This window comes from Psychrobacter sp. Ps7, assembly GCF_022129225.1.
Lineage (GTDB): Bacteria > Pseudomonadota > Gammaproteobacteria > Pseudomonadales > Moraxellaceae > Psychrobacter > Psychrobacter immobilis_A.
Genome location: NZ_JADQAH010000031.1, coordinates 1 through 21,617 on the forward strand (window position 1 = coordinate 1; position 21,617 = coordinate 21,617).

The following is a 21,617-nucleotide window of genomic DNA, read 5'->3' on the forward strand; positions in this document are numbered from 1 at the left end:
ATGAGCTTGTAAGTTAGTCATAAAAAGCCATCCTTGTTTAAGGGTGGCTTTTTTTTAGCTATAAAAAGGTAATGGTATAATCAATATTATAATGATAAATATTTGAAATACAGTAAGTACTATGGTATTTGGGTTTGTATAAATAATAATAAGAGGATACATAATGTTGATGATAAAGGTTTTATCAACCCATAGTGCAGATTTTGAGCAAGTGCTGCAAGCAGTAGCGGATATTGAAGCCATCGTTCAACCGCAAGATGCTTGGGGCTATCAGACATTGGTGGAATCACTCAAACAAGATAGCATGCATCTGCTGATCGTTTATGAGCAAAAAGACAATATTATTATTAATACTACTGTGACAGGCTATTGTTTATATCAAGTGATTTTTGAACAAGCGGAGATTTTACGTATTGGCACTCATCCTGATTATCAACGTCAAGGTATTGCCTCACAAATTTTTGCCAGATTGAATACAGAATTGAGAAAGCATCAGGTGGAGAGCCTTTTATTAGAGGTGCGCGCAGATAATACGCCTGCGATAGCCTTATATGAGCAGCAAGAATTTGCTCTCATTCATAAGCGTAAAGGGTATTACCAAACTCCCCATCAACCAGCTATTGATGCCCTGATTATGCAGCGCCTGTACGTCCGAGAATAATGAATGGTATCGAATGGAGCCAAATAAACCCGCAGAATAGTAGATGGGTCGGCACTTTTATCATTATTGGGTGGGTATTTTCTTTTTACAGATTTCAATATTGAGTTTATAGTCATTATCTACTTTCATACGCTCAAGAACGTCGATGCGTTCGCTTAATAGTTCTACCATGAGGCTGATATTGGCTTGCTGTTTTTGTATTTGCGCCAATTTTTGCTGAGTAAGCATCAGTTGTAAATCAACATCCAATTGACCATCGTAATAATCATTCAAGCTGTCTCTGATTTCAGTGAGTGTAAAGCCAATCGCTTGCGCACTTTTGATTAGCTCAATACGTTCGATACATTCTGGATGAAACTCGGTATATAAACGCGAGCCTGCCTGACGCTTACGAGATTTTAGCAAGCCCAGTTGGTCATAATGACGAACGGTATCTTTGGTTGTTTGAGCTTTTGTTGCCAGTGTTCCAATCAGTAAGAACGATGTGTCGGGTGCCATGATAACCTCGTCGGTAGGTAGCAGTTGATAAGGTACGAGTTAATAAAGTAGCGATTAACAAACAGACATAAGCTATCAATCACTTAGTCATCGTATTTATTTTAAGATAAGCTGCCAAGGTTCTATGGTATCAAGTAACGATACGGCGAGTGGTTTATGAGAGTTATTTTGCCATTTGACAGTGCTATTAGCCGTTAACAGATCCAATTGAGTCAAAAAGTCAGCACGCGGTAGCGTGGTTGCACCCAAGCTCATCAAATGCTCATTTGGTAGCTGACAGTCGACCAGCGCCACATGGCTTTGTTCACATAAGCGCATTAAACCCCAAAATGCGAACTTTGAGGCGTTAGAGGCGATATGAAACATCGATTCGCCAAAGTAAATGCTACCTATTTTTAGACCATAAAGCCCGCCAATGAGTTGCCCTTTATCATTCCAAACTTCAATGCTATGTGCAAATCCTTGTGCATGCAGTTCGGTATAAGCCTCAATCATTTCTTCATGAATCCAAGTATGTTCGCCCTCGGGCTGTTCATTATTGAGGCGATCACTGCGCGGTAAACTACAGGCATGAATAACGTCATCAAAAGCTTGATTCAGGGTTAATTGCCAACGCTCGCGGATGGCTTGCTTACGCAGCGACTTGCTTGGCTTATAATTGGTTGGCACCATCACACAGCGCGGCTCTGGGCACCACCATGCAATTGGTTCATCTTCATTAAACCAAGGAAACAGACCTTGCGCGTAAGCAGAAATTAATGTTTCGGCTGCCAAATCTCCTCCGACAGCGACGATGCCAATGCCGTCAGGATCAACCATCAAAGGGTCAGGAAAGTCATAACGCCCAAGACTTTTTAAGGTCTCAGGCGTGATATGCTCATTATTGTATTGAGAGAAATTACCCATTTAGGCTTCTTTATCAGCAGTCAATGTTGACGCATAAGTATGGTCAGCGGCTGTGGCTTCGCCAATCGCATCCAAGTATTTTTCAGCATCTAGCGCGGCCATACAGCCCGTACCAGCAGAAGTGATAGCTTGACGATAGACATGGTCTGCGACATCACCTGCGGCAAATACGCCTTCGATACTGGTTTGTGTGGCATTGCCGTCTAAGCCGCTTTTGACAATAAGATAGCCGTCTTTCATATCCAGCTGACCTTTAAATAAGTCTGTATTCGGTTTATGACCAATCGCGACAAACATACCAAACACGTCTAACTGTTTGGTGCTGCCATCAATCATAGATTCGATGATTACGCCATTGACGCCCATGTCATCGCCGACGACTTCTTTGACTTTATGATTCCACTCGATTTTAATATTACCGTTTTTGACCTTTTCAAACAATTTATCTTGGAGGATTTTTTCAGAGCGTAAGCTATCACGGCGATGCACCAAGGTCACTTCAGCAGCGATATTTGATAAATACAATGCTTCTTCGACAGCCGTATTACCACCACCAATCACCGCGACTTTCTGATCTTTATAAAAGAAACCATCACAAGTTGCACACGCTGATACGCCTAGGCCACGGAATTTGGTTTCTGACTCCAACCCCAAATACTGTGCTGATGCGCCAGTCGAGATAATAAGCGCATCACAAGTGTAGCTACCATTATTACCCGTCAGCTCAAAAGGGCGCACGTTTAAATTGACTTCATTGATATGGTCATAAACCAGTTCAGTACCGAAGCGCTCGGCATGGGCTTTCATGCGATCCATCAATGCAGGACCCGTTAAGTCATGCGCATCGCCCGGCCAGTTATCGACTTCAGTGGTGGTAGTTAGCTGTCCACCTACTTCCATGCCCGTGACCATGACAGGTTTGAGGTTGGCACGTGCGGCATACACAGCCGCTGCATAACCAGCAGGGCCTGAGCCTAGGATAATGAGTTTTTCGTGACGTGGAGCAGTATTGTCAGTTGCCATGAGTTATTCCTTGCTAAATATAAATGTTAAAAATATGAGTGAGCAATATGATAAAAAACAGTCTTCAAAATTGATGCTAATGGGATTTTCTAATCGCTGCGTGATAATAACATAAGGGCATTGGACGAAAAGTACAAGTTTGCTAAAACAAACACAGGTATGATTACAATCAAAGTATATTTTTCTTGAAATATTATGGTTAGAAACCGCTGGTATTTTATAGGGTTCACCTAATATGACTGTCCTTGTTCTGTTCGTTATATTTTGCAAGTGACATAGGTTTTTGCTTAAACCGTATACAGACTGATTTTATTGCACGCTTTCTTTGTAAGACGGTCGCCACTATCCCTATGTATTTGTTATTATAAGAAGTTATGCCAAGTGTGCCAAAGGCAAAAAGAAGGCTGTTGTATATCGCTTTTATAATAGACAATGTTTTCTACACACTTCGCTAAGTGCATTTGTATCAGCACTTTATATTCAATCCTTTATCAGCGCTTTATGTCAGCATGATTAGGCTTAGTCATGCATTGGCGACCATTTAGTATTAATAACAAGGCAGATCTTACGTGATATCAGCACCGCTTATTGAGTATTTAAAAAAGGGAATATTTACCCTCCTTGGGTTAATACTGGCCGTTTATCTATTTGTCATTTTGATGACATATACCAGTAACGATCCTAGTTGGTCGCATATCAGTAGCGATATGACCACGATTAATAATGTAGGCGGCGAATCGGGTGCTTGGTTATCTGACTTGCTTTATAGCTTCTTTGGTTTTGGTGCATGGTGGCTGCTAGCGTTTGTGGTTTATGAGTCTATCCTTATTTGGTGGGACAACAAGCCAACGTTTTGGCTGATGCGAGTGGTTGCTTATGTATTTTTATTATTAAGTGCCAGTGCTTTGTTTGCACAATTGGTGGCGTTAGTACAGCAATTGACCAATCCAGGAACGCTAGGGCTGGAAAGCGTGGCTGGTGGCATTATTGGGTTTGAATTACAGGCGCGTTTGGCACAGCTTTTATCGCAGTGGGGGAGTGTGATTTTCTTGACGGCATTCGTCATTATTACCGCGACCTTTGCCTTTAATATTCATTGGCTAGCGATTTATGAGAAGGTTAAGGCGCTATCGTGGCTTGGCTCAGGGGTGAAGCGTCAGGGTAGAATGCACGATAGCGTATCAACCACGCCAGAGAATATTAATGCCAAGCAAAATGATGAAAATATAGCCAACAGTAACGCGAAAAAAGACGCAGCCGATCACGAGCAGCTGCCACTTGAGTTGCAAGTTGCTGGCAATGCTCAAGCCGTAGACAACAGCGGTCGGTTCAGCAATGTGTTGTCAGAGTTCTTGGCAACGTCAGGGTTGGCTGAGAGCGTTAAAGCTTCTGTAGTTGCCGCAACACAAGCGGCGATGCCTAATTCAGCTGCTAAATCTAGTCGTGAGAATAGTGAGCCTGTCCCTGTCTCAGTAGAAACACCTAGCAGTACTGTTCAAAATCTAGCAAGTCATACGACTACATCGACGCCGTCAAGTCCTGCCATGACTGCTATCCGTAAAGTTGAGCCAAGCTTTGCTTGGAATGACGCCAATACTGTCGATGACTTGTTAGCCAGCGAGCAAAAGGCTTATCACGCTAATAATATGAACACTTCTGATTCAGCCGCTACTACTTCTGTATATGCTGATAGCAATACTGAGTCGTTAGAGACAGCGGTGCTAGACTCTACAGCGATATCAGCCGTAGAGATGTCCGAAGCTCAACCAACAGAGAACTTGCCGTCAACAGCTCAGCCATCAATAAATGAGCTGGTATACGGTGAGACGGCTGACAAAACGGATAATGAGCTTGAATCGTTTGAGTTAGAGGATAAAGTGGAGGCCGTTGATATACTGGCCGATGCATGGTTGGCAGAGCATGCGGATGTCTCAATATCTACAGCTATGCAGTCTGTAGAAACAGGGCAACCTTCAGAAACAGTACAAGCAGCCAATATGACTGAGCTGCCCAGACAAGCAGCAGTCACAGCGCCTGCGACAGACTCATCTAATAGCGAAATGAACGACTTTACTGATAAATGGTTTGATGAAGAGTCTGAACTGTCAGAGGATTTCGAGCCTTCTTCTGTATCTAATGAAGTGAGTGTTGCCAAAACAGTAGACGTAGTTGAACCAGTTGCATCAGTCGCTGATATGACGCCGACCAATACGCCACCGTCTAATCCTAAACTGCCGCCTACGGTAGAAACCCGAGTCACAGCGTCAGCTATTGAACCAATAGTCGCGTCTAAACCAACGGTAAGTTTTGCGGTACCTGAGGGCGATAGTAGCAATCATATCACTGATATGATGCCAGAGGATGATAGCGCTGGGGATGTGAATGCGCCCGTTATGCCAGATATTAGTGATGATGCTGCCTTCAGTCAAAAATCACGCTCGATGCAAACGGCTGCCTATCGTAGTAGCCTAACGCCTATTCCAGAGATTTCTATTTTGGATAAGCCGGACCCTGATCGTAAGCCCAGTTATACCGTCGCCGAGCTTGAGCAATTGTCAGAGCTATTAGAGATTAAATTACAAGAGTTTAATGTAAAGGCGAATGTGGTCAACGCCATTCCGGGTCCTGTTGTCACCCGCTTTGAAGTCGAGCTTGCTGCTGGAGTAAAAGCCAGTAAGGTTACCGGTATTTCACGTGATTTGGCGCGCTCGTTATCGATGGCGTCTTTGCGTGTGGTTGAAGTCATTCCGGGTAAGCCGTATATCGGTATCGAAGTACCCAATAAGCAGCGCGAAATGGTACGTTTGATTGAGCTATTGAATACCGAAAAATTCCAAGATCCTAAAGCCCAAATCAGCATGGCGATGGGTAAGGATATCGGTGGTAATGCAATCATTACTGACCTTGCGCGCGCGCCGCATATGTTGGTTGCTGGGACTACAGGTTCGGGTAAGTCGGTATTGGTCAACTCGATGCTACTATCGATGCTACTCAAATATACGCCAAATGAGCTGCGTCTCATTTTGATTGATCCAAAGCAGCTTGAGCTTGCCAACTATAATGATATCCCGCATCTATTAACACCAGTCGTCACCGATATGACTGAAGCGGCCAGTGCTTTGTCATGGTGCGTGGCAGAGATGGAACGTCGCTATCAACTGATGAGTTTACTCAAAGTGCGTAAGCTTAATGAGTTTAATAAAAAGGTCATTGCTGCTGAAAAATCGGGCAATCCGATGCTTGATCCTTTATGGCGACCTAATGACAGTGTGAGTATCAGCCAAGCACCGAAGCTAAAAACTTTGCCGATGATTGTCATTGTCGCGGATGAGTTTGCCGATATGATTATGCAGGTTGGTAAACAAGCCGAAGAGCTTATCACCCGCTTGGCACAAAAATCACGCGCAGCAGGTATTCATTTAATGCTTGCTACCCAGCGTCCGTCGGTCGATGTCATTACTGGTTTGATTAAAGCCAATATTCCCGTGCGGGCGGCACTACGAGTAAACTCAAAAGTAGATTCGCGGACGATTCTGGACAGTGGCGGTGCCGAAGACATGCTGGGTAATGGTGACATGCTATTTTTAGGGCCTGGGCAAATTGAGCCAGATCGTGTGCATGGTGCCTATGTCAGCGATGAAGAGGTCAATCGTGTTTGTGATGCGTGGCGTGAACGCGGTGCGCCCGATTATATTGATAATATGGCAGGCAACTTTGAACTGTCTAGTCCTAGTGGCGGTGGTAGTACGGCTAACGCCTCTGGTGAGGACGACGACCTTTATAACGATGCTGTGGCCTTTATTATGGAGACGCGAAAAATTTCTGCTTCTAGTATCCAGCGTAAATTTAGCATCGGCTATAACCGTGCCGCACGTATTGTAGATTCCATGGAGGACGCGGGGTTGGTCAGCTCAATGGGCAAAAGCGGTAAGCGTGAGCTATTAATGTAGCGTTTAGATTATATTAGACAATAAAAAAGACGAGTCACGAGAGTGGCTCGTCTTTTTTATTGAAAAAATATGATAACGCTCATGTCTGAATGACCAATCAGTTTTTTTATCAATTATCAGCACTCGTTTTTTATACTAAACTGACCTTTGTTGATAGCATAAATATCACTCAATTTTTAGAAGTCTTAGGTTCATTACTCAGCAAGGAGGCAGGTTATGTTTAAAGAATATACCCAATATGATGCCATAGCATTGGCGGCATTGGTCAATGCAGGTGAAGTCAGCGCTAAAGAGTTGTTAGATGCTGCCGTCTATCAAGCCAATACACTCAATCCAAAATTGAACGCCATCATCCATCGTTTTGATGAGCGTGCTTATCATGCTGCACAGGCGGGATTACCCTCAGGTATATTTAATGGTGTGCCTCATCTGCTCAAAGATTTGTCATTTGGCTTTGCCGATGAGCCAATCACGATGGGCAGTCGTAGTGTTAATATCATCTCTGAGAGCGACAGTGAAATCGTCAAGCGTATGAAAGCCACAGGTGTGAATACCTTCGGCAAAACCAATACGCCAGAATTTGGTTTAATCATTACCACCGAACCAAAAGCCCATGGTGCGACTCATAACCCTTTCAAAAAAGGTTACAGCTCTGGCGGCTCATCGGGCGGTAGTGCCGCGTCAGTGGCGAGCGGTATCGTACCGATGGCGGGCGCGGGTGATGGTGGTGGCTCAATACGTTTCCCTGCTGCTTGGTGCGCCTTATGTCATCGAGCCACCTGATGGCACATTTTTGCAAGCAGCGATGCGCGCACCAAGGCAATTAACTATTGCCTTACATCAACAGCCATTGATTGCCAATACTGTGGTGGATAAAGAAGTGTTAGCCGTATTAGAGCAAACGGCTAAGCAGCTAGAAGCCATGGGTCATCGTGTCATACCCGCTGAGCCGAATATTAATATCGAGCAGTTTTGGCATGACTTTATGGTGGTGGTCTGCACCCATACCGCTTTTACCATTGATAATATCGAGCGTGACTTTGGGGCAGAACATATCAAAAACCTAGAGCCTCAAACCTATAATATGGCATTGCTGGGTCGCTCATTATCAGCCGTTGATTTGGCGCATGCTAAGCATGGTTGGCATCACAGTCAGTATCAAACTGGTTTGCTACTCGAAACCTATGACATGATTTTATGTCCGACCGTGCCGACACCTGCAGTTAAGCATGGTGTATTGCCACCAAGTCGTATGGATGAAATGCTCATGCGTAGCGCAGGATTGCTCAATAAGGGCATCGATATGGGTAAGTATGCCTTTAGCTCAGGTATGATCGAAAAGCTTAGTCAGCCTGTACTGGGCAAAATGGCCTTTACACTACTGGGTAATATCACAGGATTGCCAGCGATGTCATTACCGGTAGGAATGAGTAAAAAAGGTTTGCCAATTGGGATGCAGCTGATTGGGCGTATGAATGATGAAGCGACATTATTCAGTGTGGCAGGGGAGATGGAACGAGCAGGGTTGTTTACCAAGGCAGCCTTTGAGAAGTAAGTTTGCATTCTATTGATTAAGTAATGATTACTTAATCAAATCGATAAATATCCATGCCTAAGCTATGATGCGCCATGCTTTGATGGACAACTGAGACACGCTGACCTGTACCTAGAGCAAAAAACAATGGCAACAGATGCTCGTCACTCGGATGAATATCTTTATAGTCAGGATATTGCTGCCAATCTAAAGCACTAGGAATGTCTGTTTTGAGCTGTTGTAGCAGCCATTGCTTAAATGCTTTAGCCGTTTGGTCAACACTATTTGCTTGCCAGCGTAATGCTTGCAGATTATGGGTAATGTTACCTGAACCGATGATCAGTATTTGCTCTTCACGTAGGCGCGCCAGCTGCGCACCCAATTGATAACAGGCGATACTGTCATAATGCTGCGGTAGAGAAACCTGTACGATAGGTATCTCAGCCTCTGGATATAAGTGCCTGAGCGGTGCCCATACCCCATGATCGCAAGCCCGCACCGGATTGACGCTACAAGTAATACCGCGTGCAGTGAGCTGCTGGGCAAGGGATTCAGCAAGTGCTGGCTGACCAGATGCAGGGTATTGAAGCTCATATAGCTCAGGCGGAAAACCTGAAAAGTCGTGCCAAGTCTTGGGTTGAGGATTACTGCTTATTTCGAGTTTGGCGGATTGCCAATGCGCTGACATAATCAGGATGGCACGTGGCTTTGGTAAGTTTTGCCCGATACGTGCCAGTGCACTGGTCGTGGCAGATTGTTCAATGGCAAGCGTGGGTGCACCATGCGAGATAAACAATGCTGGTAGCTTAGCTACATTTGACCCTGAAGCAGATACATCTGTCCAAACACCAGTCGCCGTAATAGGCGTTGGCGAATGAGAGTACGAGTCATCAGGCTGATGAATTGAATGAGGGACGTTAGGTGTCGCATGTTTTGGATATTTCATGTAGCGTTTATTAGGGCGCACAGCGATTTTTCAATCTTTTCTATCATTGATATTGTTGCTCATAAACTATCAGCACAGAATATCGGCACAAAATATTAGCACAGAGTATTAGCACAGAGTATGGCAGTGTTTAACGATTGCTTAATTGCCACGATGATAAGGATGATTGTTGTTGATACTCATCGCGCGATACAATTGTTCCATTAGCACAACACGTACCAGCGGATGCGGTAATGTCAGCGCTGATAGTGACAATTTTACATCAGCTTTGACTAATACTTCTGGCGATACGCCGTCTGCACCGCCGATCACCAGTGCAATATCATCGCCTTGCTGCATGCCATCAGCTAATTTATCAGCCAGCCCTTCTGTCGAAATCATTTTACCTTTGACATCCAATACCCATAGTTGCTCACGCCCTGAAGCATTATGAGCGGCTAATATTGCCTGTCCTTCTTGCTCACGGTATTGTGCCAAATTGGCATCAGAAGGGTTTTTTGCACGCTTTGCGGCAGCAATTTCCACGATTTCTGTACTGAGCATAGGTTGGATACGCTTAAAATACTCATCGAACCCCGTCTGTACCCATTTAGGCATTTTATTACCGACGGTTAAAATCCTTACTTTCATAGCCAGTACCACTTTAATTTTAGTCATTAGTAAAATGTAACAAAAGAATTCTACGCTGAAGTGAACGTAACAAACAAGATTTTACGAAGCTTTTTTATGATTTACTAATCTTCGATAAACAATAGGTCTTACATCAAAGCCTGTATGGTTTGCGAGACAGTATCTTCTGTATTTTGGTCATTATCGCTTACATCAGTTGGGCTAGGTTTTGGAATAATAGTAAGCTTGGCATCAGATTCAAAAACGATGGCTTCCACATCATCGAAACGATGCACTCCTTCAGAGCGCATCGCACATTCAATCTCTTGACGAGTCAGCCGCTCAGCGCGCATGGCATCTGGCAAAAACTGCCCTTGATAGAAAACAATACGCGGCTCTGACAAAATAAAACTGCTAAATTGCGGTGAGATAGAGGCGTATTTCGTAACTAAAAACTGCAATAGATAAAGTACTAAAATCGATGAAACCCCTTCGACAAAAGGAATGTCTTTGAGCAAAATAGTACTGGCACCAAGTGAACCGATCATCACGGTGACGATCCAATCAAAATTATTGAGCTGCGAGGTGGAGCGTTTACCTGAGACTTTAGTCACCAGTACGATCAACACATAAACCATGACAGTTGTCAAAACGATGCGTCCAAGCTTGTCTATATTGTCAAAAAAAACCATGTCCATGATAAATGCTCCTATTAAAATATAAAACCGTTAATCAGCCACAATCATCCAAAAGATTACCCATTAAAGTTAGCCTAACGGATTTTATGTATTAATAGGGAGAAAAATTTGTAGCACCTTGTAGAGGTTTGGCTGAGGTCTCCTCGCTCACATAGTTTTGCGTTTGGGGTCAAGCAGGCGATTGATCGCCCAAAGACTGATGCGAGCACTGACCAGTGTCAGCACCAATATCATCACCAACGATGAGACCAATGGCAATGGTTGCTGGACGGCCATCTCTAGTAGGACTTCGCGATTTACCGCATCAAACAACCAAAACCATATGGCTAAGAAGTAAATGACAGTCAGTAGCCAGACCACCGCGACGCCGCCAAACATTAAGCGATTGATTTCACCGCTATTCAATGCGCGCTGCTGATGTTTGATAAATTTATGAACCGCGATATAAGCCCCGATAATGATAGACAATACCGTTACCAGTTGCGAATTCACAGCAAGCTTGGTTTGAATCATCATAAATATTGCGCTAGCAAGCGTATAGCCTATCGCGAAATATCCTACATATTGTGTCAGTTTAGGCTGCGCTGACTCATGGTTTTTCGGCAGCGGCTTGCCACCTGAATGAGTCTTGGATTTATTGAGATTGGTTGTCTTGCGTGACATAAGTGAACCTTTATAAAGGTGAAAAATAGGATGTGAAAAACACTTAATGCTGCGCCGTCCAATCAAGCATCGCATCTAGCACGGGTCTGGCTGTATAAGCGTTATGTGCTTGCTCACTATTGATGAGTCCAACCACGACATAATCCTGTCCCGACAATCCTTTGACATAGCCTGCCATCGAGGTGACGTTGTTTAAGGTACCTGTTTTTATCCACGCACGACCAATGGCTGCTGATTCTGGTAGGCGTTCACTATGAGCGGTAATGGTGCCACTGACGCCAGCGATACCTAACGAGTTGACGTAAGCGTCAAAACTTGGATGGCTATAAGCATAAGTTAATAGCTCGCTTAGGTTGGCAGCTGTGATGGTACAGTCGCGGCAGAGTCCTGAACCATTGGTCAAATAGGGCGGCTGTGTGCTTAGATTGGTCTGCCACCATTGATTAATAGTTTGCAATGCGACAGGATAGCTCGTCGCAGTCGGCTTGCCAAATTGATACAAGCTATATGAACGATTAATAGCTTTATCGAGTGTTTTATTATCAGCTTTGTCATAAACACCAATCGATAGCGCCACTTGCTCAGTCATCACATTGTTTGAAAAGTGATTGATATCGTAAATCTGCTGCGTCAAATTCAATGATGGGTAGCTGACAATAGGCAGCGGTGATATAGGAAGTGCTGCCAGACCATGCGTTGATTTGGTGCTTTTCATTTTAGTGTAGGGCGCTTCTTGAGTGATGACATGACCACTCAGCGTATTGCCTAGCTCTTGCCATTTTGCGGCAATAACGCGTGCTGCAAAATCTTTGGCATCAGGATAAGCCACATAAAAAGCATGCTCTTGGCAGCTGTTTGGCAACTGAGTATTTAACACCAATTGTTTTGTTTGCCACTCGGGTGCGAGACTATAACGCGCTTGTCCACAGGTCGCCGAACGCGTATTTATGATGCTGGGCAAAGCATAATTTGCTAATTTTGGTGTATAAGTCAGATTTGCTTGGTCATCGTTTAACGGATAGCTTTTGATACCGATGGTACTAAAATTCACCAAAAAACCATCGGGACTGGCGTTATAAGGACGCAGTGGCGAATTGTCAAAGGCGGCAGGGTCTTTACTAACATTTTTAAAGACGCCGCTGTCAATGATAATATCACCGTCGATATGACGGATACCGGACGACTGTACTTTATAAAGGAGCTGTTTTAAACGCTCGTGGGTCATTTTTGGATCGCCGCTGCCTTGAATAATCAAATCGCCATGCAGACGGTCACCGATGACAAGGCCTGTATGATAGACACGGGTATGCCAAACAAAATCAGCGCCTAGGGTGTCTAAAGCAATAAAGCTGGGAACGAGTTTCATGGTGCTGGCAGGCGTGCGAGCGACATCAGATTGATGGTTCAGCAACGGCGAAAATGAAATTTTTATGGAGGCGTTATCAGTACTGATGTCATCAGTTTTATCGTTATTAGCATTGTTGTTAATGACAGCTGTTTTTGCCTTGTCACCCAATATCGTGGGGATGCTCTCTAAGCTTTGATAAGTGTAAGGATCATCGGTGTAAGCATGCAGTTTTTTCTCATGCTTTTCAATGGTACGCTGCTCAATAGTAATCAGCGTACTTTGTTGGCGCAAATGGTTATTACTGGTTTTGTCATTATTATTTTGCGTGGCTTTTTGAGAATTACTTTTTATATCAGCATTTATATTGGCAGTCGGTTTTGGCTGAAGAGCAGTGGGTTTAGATGAGCGGTGTGTGCTGCTATCAATAACCTGAATGGGAGCGGGCAGGTGACTGGCATTTTTATCACCGACTGGTGTGACGATAATACTAATATCAGCCTCTGTTAAATCGGCTCGTGATAATGCTGCTTCGATGGCTTTTGGTAGTGCTGCTTGTGCATGGATGGGCAATAGTGTCGCCGTTGCTAATAACGCCATGATAGGTACGTATTTAGCAGGCGGCTTCGACGGTCGCAGATAACGAAAAAAAGGGAATAATTTGGCAGTAAAAGCAGAGGAATGACGGAGTTTATAGGTGGGTCGCATGAGCATCTTTCATCAGGTGGCAAAAACAGCCTATGGTAACATGAGTTGCCGTTTTCGCGTAGATGGCAGGCGTAGATGAAAACCTGTTTTTATCTGAATTTGCAAAATGCGAACGCACGTTAGCGCACATGTAAAAATGCCATGGCGGTCATGATGGCGTCGTTATAAGCATCGTGAGCGCCTAGATCGGGTATATTATAGTGCGCTAAAATATTGGTCAGATGCTGCGCTTGGATAGATAGCCCTTGGGTTTGACCACTCATGCGCCGACTATATAAATGGCGCAAATCGATGACTTCGTTGGGTAATGCTGTGCCCATATAGCGTTTGACCAGAGGGTTTAAAAACGCTGTGTCTAAACTCGTACAAAACCCCACAATTGGGCGATTACCTATAAATGGCAACAACAGCGCCAGCATCTCATCGTAGCTCATACCATGCTCAACATCGGCAGTACGTAGACCGTGAATCACAATGGTGTCACGGTCTGGCATCACAGGTGGTCTGCATACGATATGCATGCCATTGCCAGTGTCGATTGTATTGTCATTGATATGAATCGCGGCGACAGACAATAAATGGTGATTTTTTGGATTGAGTCCCGTCATTTCGCAGTCAATCGCTATCCATTGCTTAGCCACAGGTTTGGTAAACATCGATGCCAATTCTGGGCGCTGTAGCTGCGTTTTTTGCCAAGCGCAGGATAACTGTGTTAGCCAACTCATAGTTGTCGCTCATCCATTTATGCGATTGTTGTACTTATGCGAGCTCTAGTTGATAATGCTGACGTAGCTGGTTTTTAAAGCTTTTAACAACGGCCAAACATTCTTTTAATAAGTCGCGCTCAAGCGCGGTCAAGGTCATTGGGTTGACTTGCCGTGCATGTTTATCATCGGTTGATAGGGCGACTGATAGGCGCTGTGCCATAAAAAACTCCAAGGCTTCTAGTAAAGTATCCGCTCGCTCTTGGGTCAAGGCGCGCGCTTGTACCAAAGCTTTCAGACGATTTTTACTACTGGGCAGCTCTAAGATATCGTTTTCTAATGCCAAGGTACGAATGCCATGAACCAGTGGAAAGATACCGGCTTTCTTTAGGTCAATGTCTTCTGACCCGGATTTACCACCAAGCAAAGGCACGAACTTTTGCCACCACTGATTGACATCACCGAACTGTAGCGCGGCGCGCGCGAACTGGCGTACAAACATAGGGTCTGACTGCCTGTGGGCAACCTTTAAATGTTGACGCACCTGAGTCAATAATGACTCATCTCCGCAGACATATTCGCCATCGAGTATGGCGGACAAATAAATACCATGCATGGGATCCGTATTTCTAAACCATAAACCAATCTGGGCATTAAACTGTTTTAGCGGCTGTCGCCACATAGGGTTGGTCATCATGATATTACCATCGCACAGTGGATAACCGAGGTCTGCTAAATGCTGATTAAAAGTATCCGCAAATTCTGCCAGATCAGGGTGAGTATAGCCGTCACGTAAGATGAGCGCATTGTCTTGGTCAGTACGCATGATTTGCTCACCGCGCCCCTCGGAGCCCATCACGATCAGGCAGGTATTTGTCATGACCTCATCAGGCACGATAAGCTGCCAGAGCTTAGTAAATACCTGTGCATTCAAGGTCTGTACCATGCGGCTGATATTACCGATTTTGACACCGTTTTGATGTTGTGCGCGAATGTAACGACCGATAAGCTCGACGGCGGTATCTAAGCTCGATAAGTCTTTTGCTTGCTCGATTTGGATACTAATGAGCTGTGAATGATGACCAATATGCGCAAGCATATCGCTTTGTCCCAATATACCGACGACATCCCCATTTTGATCCATCACTGGTAGCCGATGGATGCGATAGCGGGTCATGGTCAATAATGCATCGCCAATCTCATCACTGGCTTTGATGGTACGCAGGTTAAAATTAGCATAGCGCTGGCAGGGGGTAGTGGCTGGATCTTGCTGGTCACTCACGGCGCGGCAAATGTCGGTATCGGTCAAAATACCCAATAGATGACCAGTACCATATTGCATCTCTCCCTCGTTTTTTAGGTGGTCTAAGGGTTGCACCAGTACGTGTTTTAGCCCCGCTTTCGTCATGATAGACGCGGCTTCGTACAAGCTGTTACTAGCGTTGACGATATGGACTGGCAACAGATTGACATCAATGACGGGCTGCAACATGATTTGCTGCACTTCTTGTTGGTCATTGTAGCTGGCAGAGACTATGGATTTATTATTGCGGCGCTGCTGTAATGCCTTTAGCCGTTCGGGCAATTTGTCTGATAGCATTTGGCGTACTAGATGATTTTGGGCGCTGATTTTATCGACTGCGCTACCAGCGACTTGGAGCAGCAAGGTATCCTCAGCGGCTCGAAACTGATAGGTCTGCAGAGCTTCAGTATTAAGGCTATTTTCAGTCAATGATTCAGGCAGACGACGGCTGTCGAACCAATCGTTATTATTGAGATGGTCGGAGTGATTACTACCCAAGTAAGAGACAACAAACTCACCATTAAGCAATTGCTCAATCTGCCCTTTAATGACCACATACAGATATTGCAACTCTTCGGCAGTTAGATTCTCATTTTTGGCAAGGTAGCGGATTTGAGTATTTTTTCTGATGCTTTGACGTTCAGCCAGACTCAATACGTCAAAGGGCGGCTGGGTAAAATCAAGATGGGGCATGGCATCATCCTTGATGGCATATTTGGTAAAAGATAATCGATGATAAAAGACACTTTACTATAGCATTATTAAAGCAGAAAACCTCTAATAACCACAGTAATATTGTGGCTATTAGAGGTTGCTGTTTTTTTTGAAACTTTTGCGTATAAAGCGACTGCTTATACGCCTAGTAATTTTCGAATACGGTTTATTGCTTCACGGCTCTCATCAACACTCGCAACGAGCGCAATGCGCACATAGCCTTGCCCAGGGTTTTTGCCATCAATATCACGTGACAGATAGCGCCCTGCTAGTGCGTGAATATGGGCCTGCTCATACAGTGCTTTGACGAACCGCTCATCATCCCCATCGAACGGCTCAGGGACTTTTATCCAAAAGTAAAATCCAGCCTCAGGCATTCGTAACTCTAGTAGTTCACCAAGCTCAGACATCCACAAGGCAAACTTTTCTTGATACAGAGCGCGATTGTGTGCCACATGCTTTTCATCTTGCCATGCAGCGATCGAGGCGAGCTGATGTGGTATCGGCATCGCACAGCCTTGATAAGTACGATATTGCAGGTAAGCTTGCAAAATATTGGCATCACCTGCCACAAACCCTGAGCGCAAACCAGGCAGATTTGAACGCTTAGATAAAGAGTGAAAGACAATACAGTTTTTGAAATCATGACGACCGAGGGCAGCGCAGGCTTGCAATAGTCCAATCGGTGCCGTATCAAAATACAGCTCGCTATAGCACTCGTCACTGGCAATAATAAAATCGTACTGATCTGACAGACGAATGAGATATTCCCAATCCTCCATCGTCATGACCGAGCCCGTCGGATTGTTCGGACTACAAACAAACAGCAACTGCGTGCGCGCCCAAACATCTTTTGGTACGGCGCGATAGTCACCTTTAAAGTCATCGTCTAGTGTGCAAGGCACAAAATAAGGCTTGGCTTGCGCCAGTATCGCTGCACCCTCATATATTTGGTAAAAAGGGTTGGGCATGACTATTGTAGGAACAGTCGTAGGAGCAGCCATGGGAGAAACGGCAGATAACGGGTCAGAGACAGATAGAGGACTACTTTCTGTATCGCTTACTTTATGATCAACGACTGTTTGTACCAGACTAAAAATAGCCTCGCGTGTGCCCATTACTGGCAATACTTGCGTGTTGGCATCGACATGGTTCAAAAAGAAGCGTTTTTCTAGCCAATGCGCGATGGTTTGGCGCAGCTCAAACATGCCATTAGTCGTTGGATAACGACTTATTTTGTCCAAATTTTCACGTAGTACGTCCAGCACGAACGCTGGCGGCTCATGTTTTGGTTCACCAATACCGAGCTTGATTTCACTGTAGTCATGGGCTGGCACACTGTTAGCAAGCAATGTCGCCATCTTTGCAAAAGGATAAGGATGCAGGTACGTTAAGTTGTGATTCATAAGTAGGGTAACTATAATAGACAATTAATAATAAAGTTATAAAGAAAAATTACATTTAAGCAGTGTAGCACTTCTCTTATTTTTTGTCTTTTACTTCTCATGCTCAAGCTGCTTAGCTATTTAACCATAAATTATAATAACTAATGAAGCCGTCACAGATTTGAAAATCTTAAAAAAAGCTTATCAATTGATAACTTATAACAATACAAAAAACTGCTGTCAGCCCTAATGATAGATTATGGTGAGGATAATTTGATATGCCTAGTATCTCAAAAACTAATGATCTTAACGCGACAGATATTCAAGATGAAAATTTTGATGATGCGCAACAGCGAGCCAAATTCTACGAGCTATTAAAACAGCGGGAGCAAAGCTGGTGGCAAGCTCGCCAGCAATTAATTAGCCATAAAGAACGAAAAATGTTTTGGTACGGTGAAAACAGCTTGATGATGTGGTTACTGTGGCAACTGGTCAGTTACGTGATCGTTGCGATGGTGCTGATGTTGCTTAGCAATCAGCTCGGTATTTTACTGCCCTTATGGCAATATATAGCCTTATTTATCGTACAGACAGTGATTTTTGTGGCCATGCTCGCTTCCAAAAGTCGAATGGCAGACAGCTTGCAACGTAAAATAGATAAAGATGAGTTGATGCGTGAAGAGGCACTGAATGAGATGATTATCTTAGCAGAGGACAGCCTTTATCCCGATGTGCATGCCAAATCGCCTATTTCTCTAAGACAAATCTATGAGTGTTTTGGCAGAGATTTTCATTTAGCAAGTTTACATTGTTTGCTGCAAAAAGAGGTCAACGCTGGGCGCTTAATACTGACGCAAAAACAGATTGAAGCAGAGATTCTGCCACCAGATCTTGCGGATGATGAGCTCAATGAGCACGCTAGCGAAATGATATATAAAAGCACCTTATAAAAGGTGCTTTTAATATTAACGGGTTAAGAAATACAAAGCATGTCATCAATGAATGGATGATACACACTGAGTATTTATCTTAGACTTATCTTGTAAGCCCATTTGTTCAATCACATTTACTGTAAGCAGCAGGCTGTTCTCTTTGCATACTGAGACTGGCCATCAAAGCTGATCGTAGTGCGTCAAGTCTAGCAGCAGATAGCGGTTCATCATTTTGATCGCTGATATAAAACATATCTTCTGCACGTTCGCCCAAAGTGGTGATACGCGCCGCATGCACCTCAATTTTCTCCTGCAAAAACACCTGTCCTACTCTTGCCAATAGTCCCGGCTGATCAAGGGTTTCTAAGCTCATAATATGCTGATCAGAAGCCTCGTTAAACTCAAAATTAATCACCGTGGTCACTTCAAAATGTCTAAGCTGACGCGGTATGCGCTTATTGGTAAGTTTCAGTAATGTCGGGTCTTTAAAGGCATTGATTAGGCGCTGTTTGAGCTCTTGTTGACTGTCCTCATCGACCAATAGTGTGCCACTGGGATCGAGCAGTACATAGGAGTCCAAAGCAAAATCGCGGGTAGCAGTAATGATACGGGCGTCTAAAACATCCAAGTTCATTTGATCAAATACAGCCATGGTGACTGCAAACAGGTTCGTCTGATCTTGGGTATAAACAAAGACCTGTACCGCATCAAGGGCCAACTCACGATGCTCACGTAATACCACCAATGGCGGGCTATCTGCATTAGAAGCAAGACCAATCGGCGGATGGTTCAAAATGGCTTCGGTATGCCATAAGATGTCTTCAGGAATTTCTCTCAAGAAATATTCATCACCCAAATCATCCCATAGCCTCAAGACTTCATCGCGATTCATGTGTTGATTGTTGACATTATCGAGCATCGCTAAGGCTTGGGTACGTGTGGCACTGATCATATCTTGGCGATTAGTAGGTGCATCGATATCAGCGCGCAAAATGCGCCGAGTTTGTGAGTATAACTGTTTCATTAATGTGGCACGCCAGCTGTTCCACAACTGTGGATTGGTCGCATTCATATCCGCAACAGTGAGTACATATAAATGATTAAGGTGGGTGACGTTACCGACTAAATTGGCAAAAATAGTGACCACTTCTGGATCTGAGATGTCTTTTTTCTGAGCAGTCATCGACATCAATAAATGATAGCGAGTCAGCCAACCGACCAAATTGGCATCTGCCAGACTCATACCATGCGCCAAACAAAATTCAGTCGACTCGGTTTGACCAAGTTCACTATGGTTGCCACCGCGACCTTTGGCAATATCATGGAACATGGCGGCCAGTACCAAGATTTCCTTGCGCTCGATACGCTGAAAGATAGAGCTGACCAGTGGGAAATCTTCATAAAACCGTGGGTCGGTGAAGCGATGTAAAATCCGAATCAAAAATAAGGTATGCGCATCAACCGTATAACGGTGAAATAAATCATATTGCATCAGACCGGTCACCTGGGCGAACGCAGGAATGTAGCTGCCTAAGACGCCGTAGCGATTCATGGCACGCAGGCGATGAAACAGATAATTCTGCTCTTTTAAATTGGCTAAAAAGAGCGCTTGGTGAGCGGGGTTATCACGGTAGACTTGATCGATGCCACGCGCGGCGATTTTTAGCGCACGCAACGTATGAGTACGCACGTTTTTGATACCGTACTGACCCATCAGTAAAAACATCTCTAGGATAGAGTCAGGATGCTGGGCAAAAACCCGATGATGCGCCATGGCGATTTGGTCACCAACTTGGTTAAAGCGCGCGTTGATTGGCTGCTTTTTCGGACGCTCATCATCAGGTAACTGCGGCTCTATAATCGTCTCGTAATAGTGATTGGTCAGCATCTCAGACAGCGTTGATATCTGCATGGCACAGCGATAATAGTCGCGCATAAAACGCTCGACGGCGGCATTTGGCTGATCGTCTGGCTGCGTCTCATAACCCATCAACTGGGCAATTTCACGCTGATAATCAAACAGCAGCTTGTTTTCATTGCGACCAGTCAATACATGCAGATAATGACGTATTTGCCATAAATAACCTTCTGCAAAGTTCAGCTCATCGAACTCTTTTTCAGTCAAAAAGTTTTGTTGTACTAAGTCATACAGCTTACCCACTCGAAAATAGCGTTTGGTTACCCAGCCGATGATATGAATGTCGCGTAGACCACCAGGGGCGGTTTTTATATTGGGTTCAAGGTTGTACTCGGTGGCATTGTGCTGTAAATATCGCGCTTTAGCTTCTGCGATTTTTACTTCAAAAAACTCACGTGGCGACCACTGTTTATTGACAATTTGAACGGGCACATCCTGTAAAGCCTCATTACCAATTAATAGCCGAGCTTCTAGCTGTGCACTGGCAATGGTGTGATCGAGCGACGCCTCTAAAGCGTCATTAACACTACGTACCGAGAGAGCAGGCTCTAATCCTATATCCCACAATAGCGCCACCAACCGATCTATTTTCCCACTGGCATCAGCGCCAATCTCATCAGGAGAGAGCAATAAAATGTCGATGTCTGAATAAAGCGACAGCTCGCCGCGACCATAACCGCCTGTGGCAAATAAAGCCAAATCTGTTTTATCCAGCTCAAACCAGTTAAACAAGGCAATCAGCAATTCGTCGATCGCACCAGAGCGTGCCGCGACCAATTGACGAATATTGACACCGCGCTCAAGTGCACGGTTCATATCCTGATTAATTTGAGTCAACCAGTGAGGAATACCCAGTAGCGACTTTTCAGTGACAGGAGTGTCCGCTAGCAGTGACGCGTTTGTCGCTATATCCTTTGATAATAGAGGTAAAGGTGTCAGATCGATAGAAGCGACATCACAAGTAAACATGAGTGTTATCCCGTTAAGAGTTTAAAAATAAAACGTTTCAGCTGAAAAGCGTAGAATCAACAGTGTGCTGGTAGCTGACAAAAGCCACAAGTAGAAGTTACCAATATAAGTTATTAAGTCATCAGAGTATAAAGATAAAAAGCGGGTGAGC

The 21,617-nt window shown here is 44.4% G+C and carries 17 protein-coding genes; 5 read left to right on the plus strand and 12 right to left on the minus strand.

The genetic code is table 11. From position 1 onward, the window contains the following. Positions 1–163: 163 nt before the first annotated feature. Complete coding sequence (gene rimI / locus I3257_RS10425; protein WP_201580929.1) at positions 164–661, plus strand: ribosomal protein S18-alanine N-acetyltransferase; 498 nt, start codon at positions 164–166, stop codon at positions 659–661. Positions 662–724: 63 nt separating this feature from the next. On the opposite strand, the gene I3257_RS10430 is transcribed toward rimI, so the two are convergent. The 3 genes from I3257_RS10430 to trxB all read right to left on the minus strand — a co-directional run bounded on the left by I3257_RS10430 (position 725) and on the right by trxB (position 3,088). Next, positions 725–1,159, minus strand: coding sequence for a MerR family transcriptional regulator (locus I3257_RS10430; RefSeq protein ID WP_045447676.1), 435 nt, complete (start codon positions 1,157–1,159; stop codon positions 725–727). A 96-nt stretch (positions 1,160–1,255) separates the two neighbouring features. Then, a complete protein-coding gene (gene aat, locus I3257_RS10435) occupies positions 1,256–2,065 on the minus strand; it encodes a leucyl/phenylalanyl-tRNA--protein transferase (RefSeq protein ID WP_201580930.1) in 810 nt (269 codons plus the stop codon). Continuing rightward, entirely contained in the window at positions 2,066–3,088 is a 1,023-nt protein-coding gene (trxB, locus tag I3257_RS10440) for a thioredoxin-disulfide reductase (protein WP_045456114.1), read from the minus strand. Positions 3,089–3,657: 569 nt separating this feature from the next. Here trxB and I3257_RS10445 point away from each other — a divergent pair. From I3257_RS10445 to I3257_RS10455, 3 genes are all read left to right on the plus strand, one after another. After that, on the plus strand, positions 3,658–7,038 hold the full coding sequence (locus I3257_RS10445) for a DNA translocase FtsK 4TM domain-containing protein (protein ID WP_238049691.1): 3,381 nt from the start codon (positions 3,658–3,660) through the stop codon (positions 7,036–7,038). A 216-nt stretch (positions 7,039–7,254) separates the two neighbouring features. After that, positions 7,255–7,821 carry an amidase family protein gene (locus I3257_RS10450; protein WP_238049692.1) on the plus strand — a complete coding sequence of 189 codons (567 nt, stop codon included), beginning with the start codon at positions 7,255–7,257 and terminating at the stop codon, positions 7,819–7,821. Next, positions 7,766–8,593 (plus strand): amidase family protein, encoded by an 828-nt coding sequence (locus I3257_RS10455; protein WP_238049693.1) that lies wholly within the window; start codon positions 7,766–7,768, stop codon positions 8,591–8,593. Before I3257_RS10450 ends, I3257_RS10455 begins: the two co-directional genes overlap by 56 nt. A gap of 31 nt (positions 8,594–8,624) precedes the next feature. Here the strand turns inward: I3257_RS10455 and I3257_RS10460 are convergent, their stop codons facing one another. The 8 genes from I3257_RS10460 to dapC form a co-directional block, all read right to left on the minus strand. After that, entirely contained in the window at positions 8,625–9,518 is an 894-nt protein-coding gene (locus I3257_RS10460; RefSeq protein WP_238049694.1) for a class III extradiol ring-cleavage dioxygenase, read from the minus strand. 141 nt (positions 9,519–9,659) lie between these two features. After that, the gene (gene rlmH / locus I3257_RS10465) at positions 9,660–10,148 is read right to left on the minus strand and encodes a 23S rRNA (pseudouridine(1915)-N(3))-methyltransferase RlmH (protein ID WP_238049695.1); all 489 of its coding nucleotides are present in this window, start codon (positions 10,146–10,148) and stop codon (positions 9,660–9,662) included. 128 nt (positions 10,149–10,276) lie between these two features. Further along, positions 10,277–10,825: a YetF domain-containing protein gene (locus I3257_RS10470; protein WP_238049696.1), complete on the minus strand. Its 549-nt coding sequence runs from the start codon at positions 10,823–10,825 to the stop codon at positions 10,277–10,279. Positions 10,826–10,972: 147 nt separating this feature from the next. Further along, positions 10,973–11,488, minus strand: a complete 516-nt coding sequence (locus tag I3257_RS10475; RefSeq protein WP_238049697.1) for an ABZJ_00895 family protein — start codon at positions 11,486–11,488, stop codon at positions 10,973–10,975. Positions 11,489–11,531: 43 nt separating this feature from the next. Further along, positions 11,532–13,541 carry a D-alanyl-D-alanine carboxypeptidase/D-alanyl-D-alanine-endopeptidase gene (gene dacB / locus I3257_RS10480; protein WP_238049698.1) on the minus strand — a complete coding sequence of 670 codons (2,010 nt, stop codon included), beginning with the start codon at positions 13,539–13,541 and terminating at the stop codon, positions 11,532–11,534. Positions 13,542–13,660: 119 nt separating this feature from the next. After that, on the minus strand, positions 13,661–14,266 hold the full coding sequence (locus tag I3257_RS10485; RefSeq protein ID WP_238049699.1) for a 3'-5' exonuclease: 606 nt from the start codon (positions 14,264–14,266) through the stop codon (positions 13,661–13,663). Positions 14,267–14,300: 34 nt separating this feature from the next. Beyond that, the gene (locus I3257_RS10490; RefSeq protein WP_238049700.1) at positions 14,301–16,241 is read right to left on the minus strand and encodes a DUF294 nucleotidyltransferase-like domain-containing protein; all 1,941 of its coding nucleotides are present in this window, start codon (positions 16,239–16,241) and stop codon (positions 14,301–14,303) included. Between the two features lie 158 nt (positions 16,242–16,399). Continuing rightward, positions 16,400–17,668, minus strand: a complete 1,269-nt coding sequence (gene dapC / locus I3257_RS10495) for a succinyldiaminopimelate transaminase (RefSeq protein WP_238049701.1) — start codon at positions 17,666–17,668, stop codon at positions 16,400–16,402. 257 nt (positions 17,669–17,925) lie between these two features. Between dapC and I3257_RS10500 the strand changes: the two genes are divergently transcribed. Next, positions 17,926–18,597: a hypothetical protein gene (locus I3257_RS10500; RefSeq protein ID WP_201540437.1), complete on the plus strand. Its 672-nt coding sequence runs from the start codon at positions 17,926–17,928 to the stop codon at positions 18,595–18,597. A gap of 106 nt (positions 18,598–18,703) precedes the next feature. On the opposite strand, the gene glnD is transcribed toward I3257_RS10500, so the two are convergent. Beyond that, positions 18,704–21,466 carry a [protein-PII] uridylyltransferase gene (glnD, locus tag I3257_RS10505; RefSeq protein WP_238049702.1) on the minus strand — a complete coding sequence of 921 codons (2,763 nt, stop codon included), beginning with the start codon at positions 21,464–21,466 and terminating at the stop codon, positions 18,704–18,706. Between the last annotated feature and the right edge of the window lie 151 nt (positions 21,467–21,617).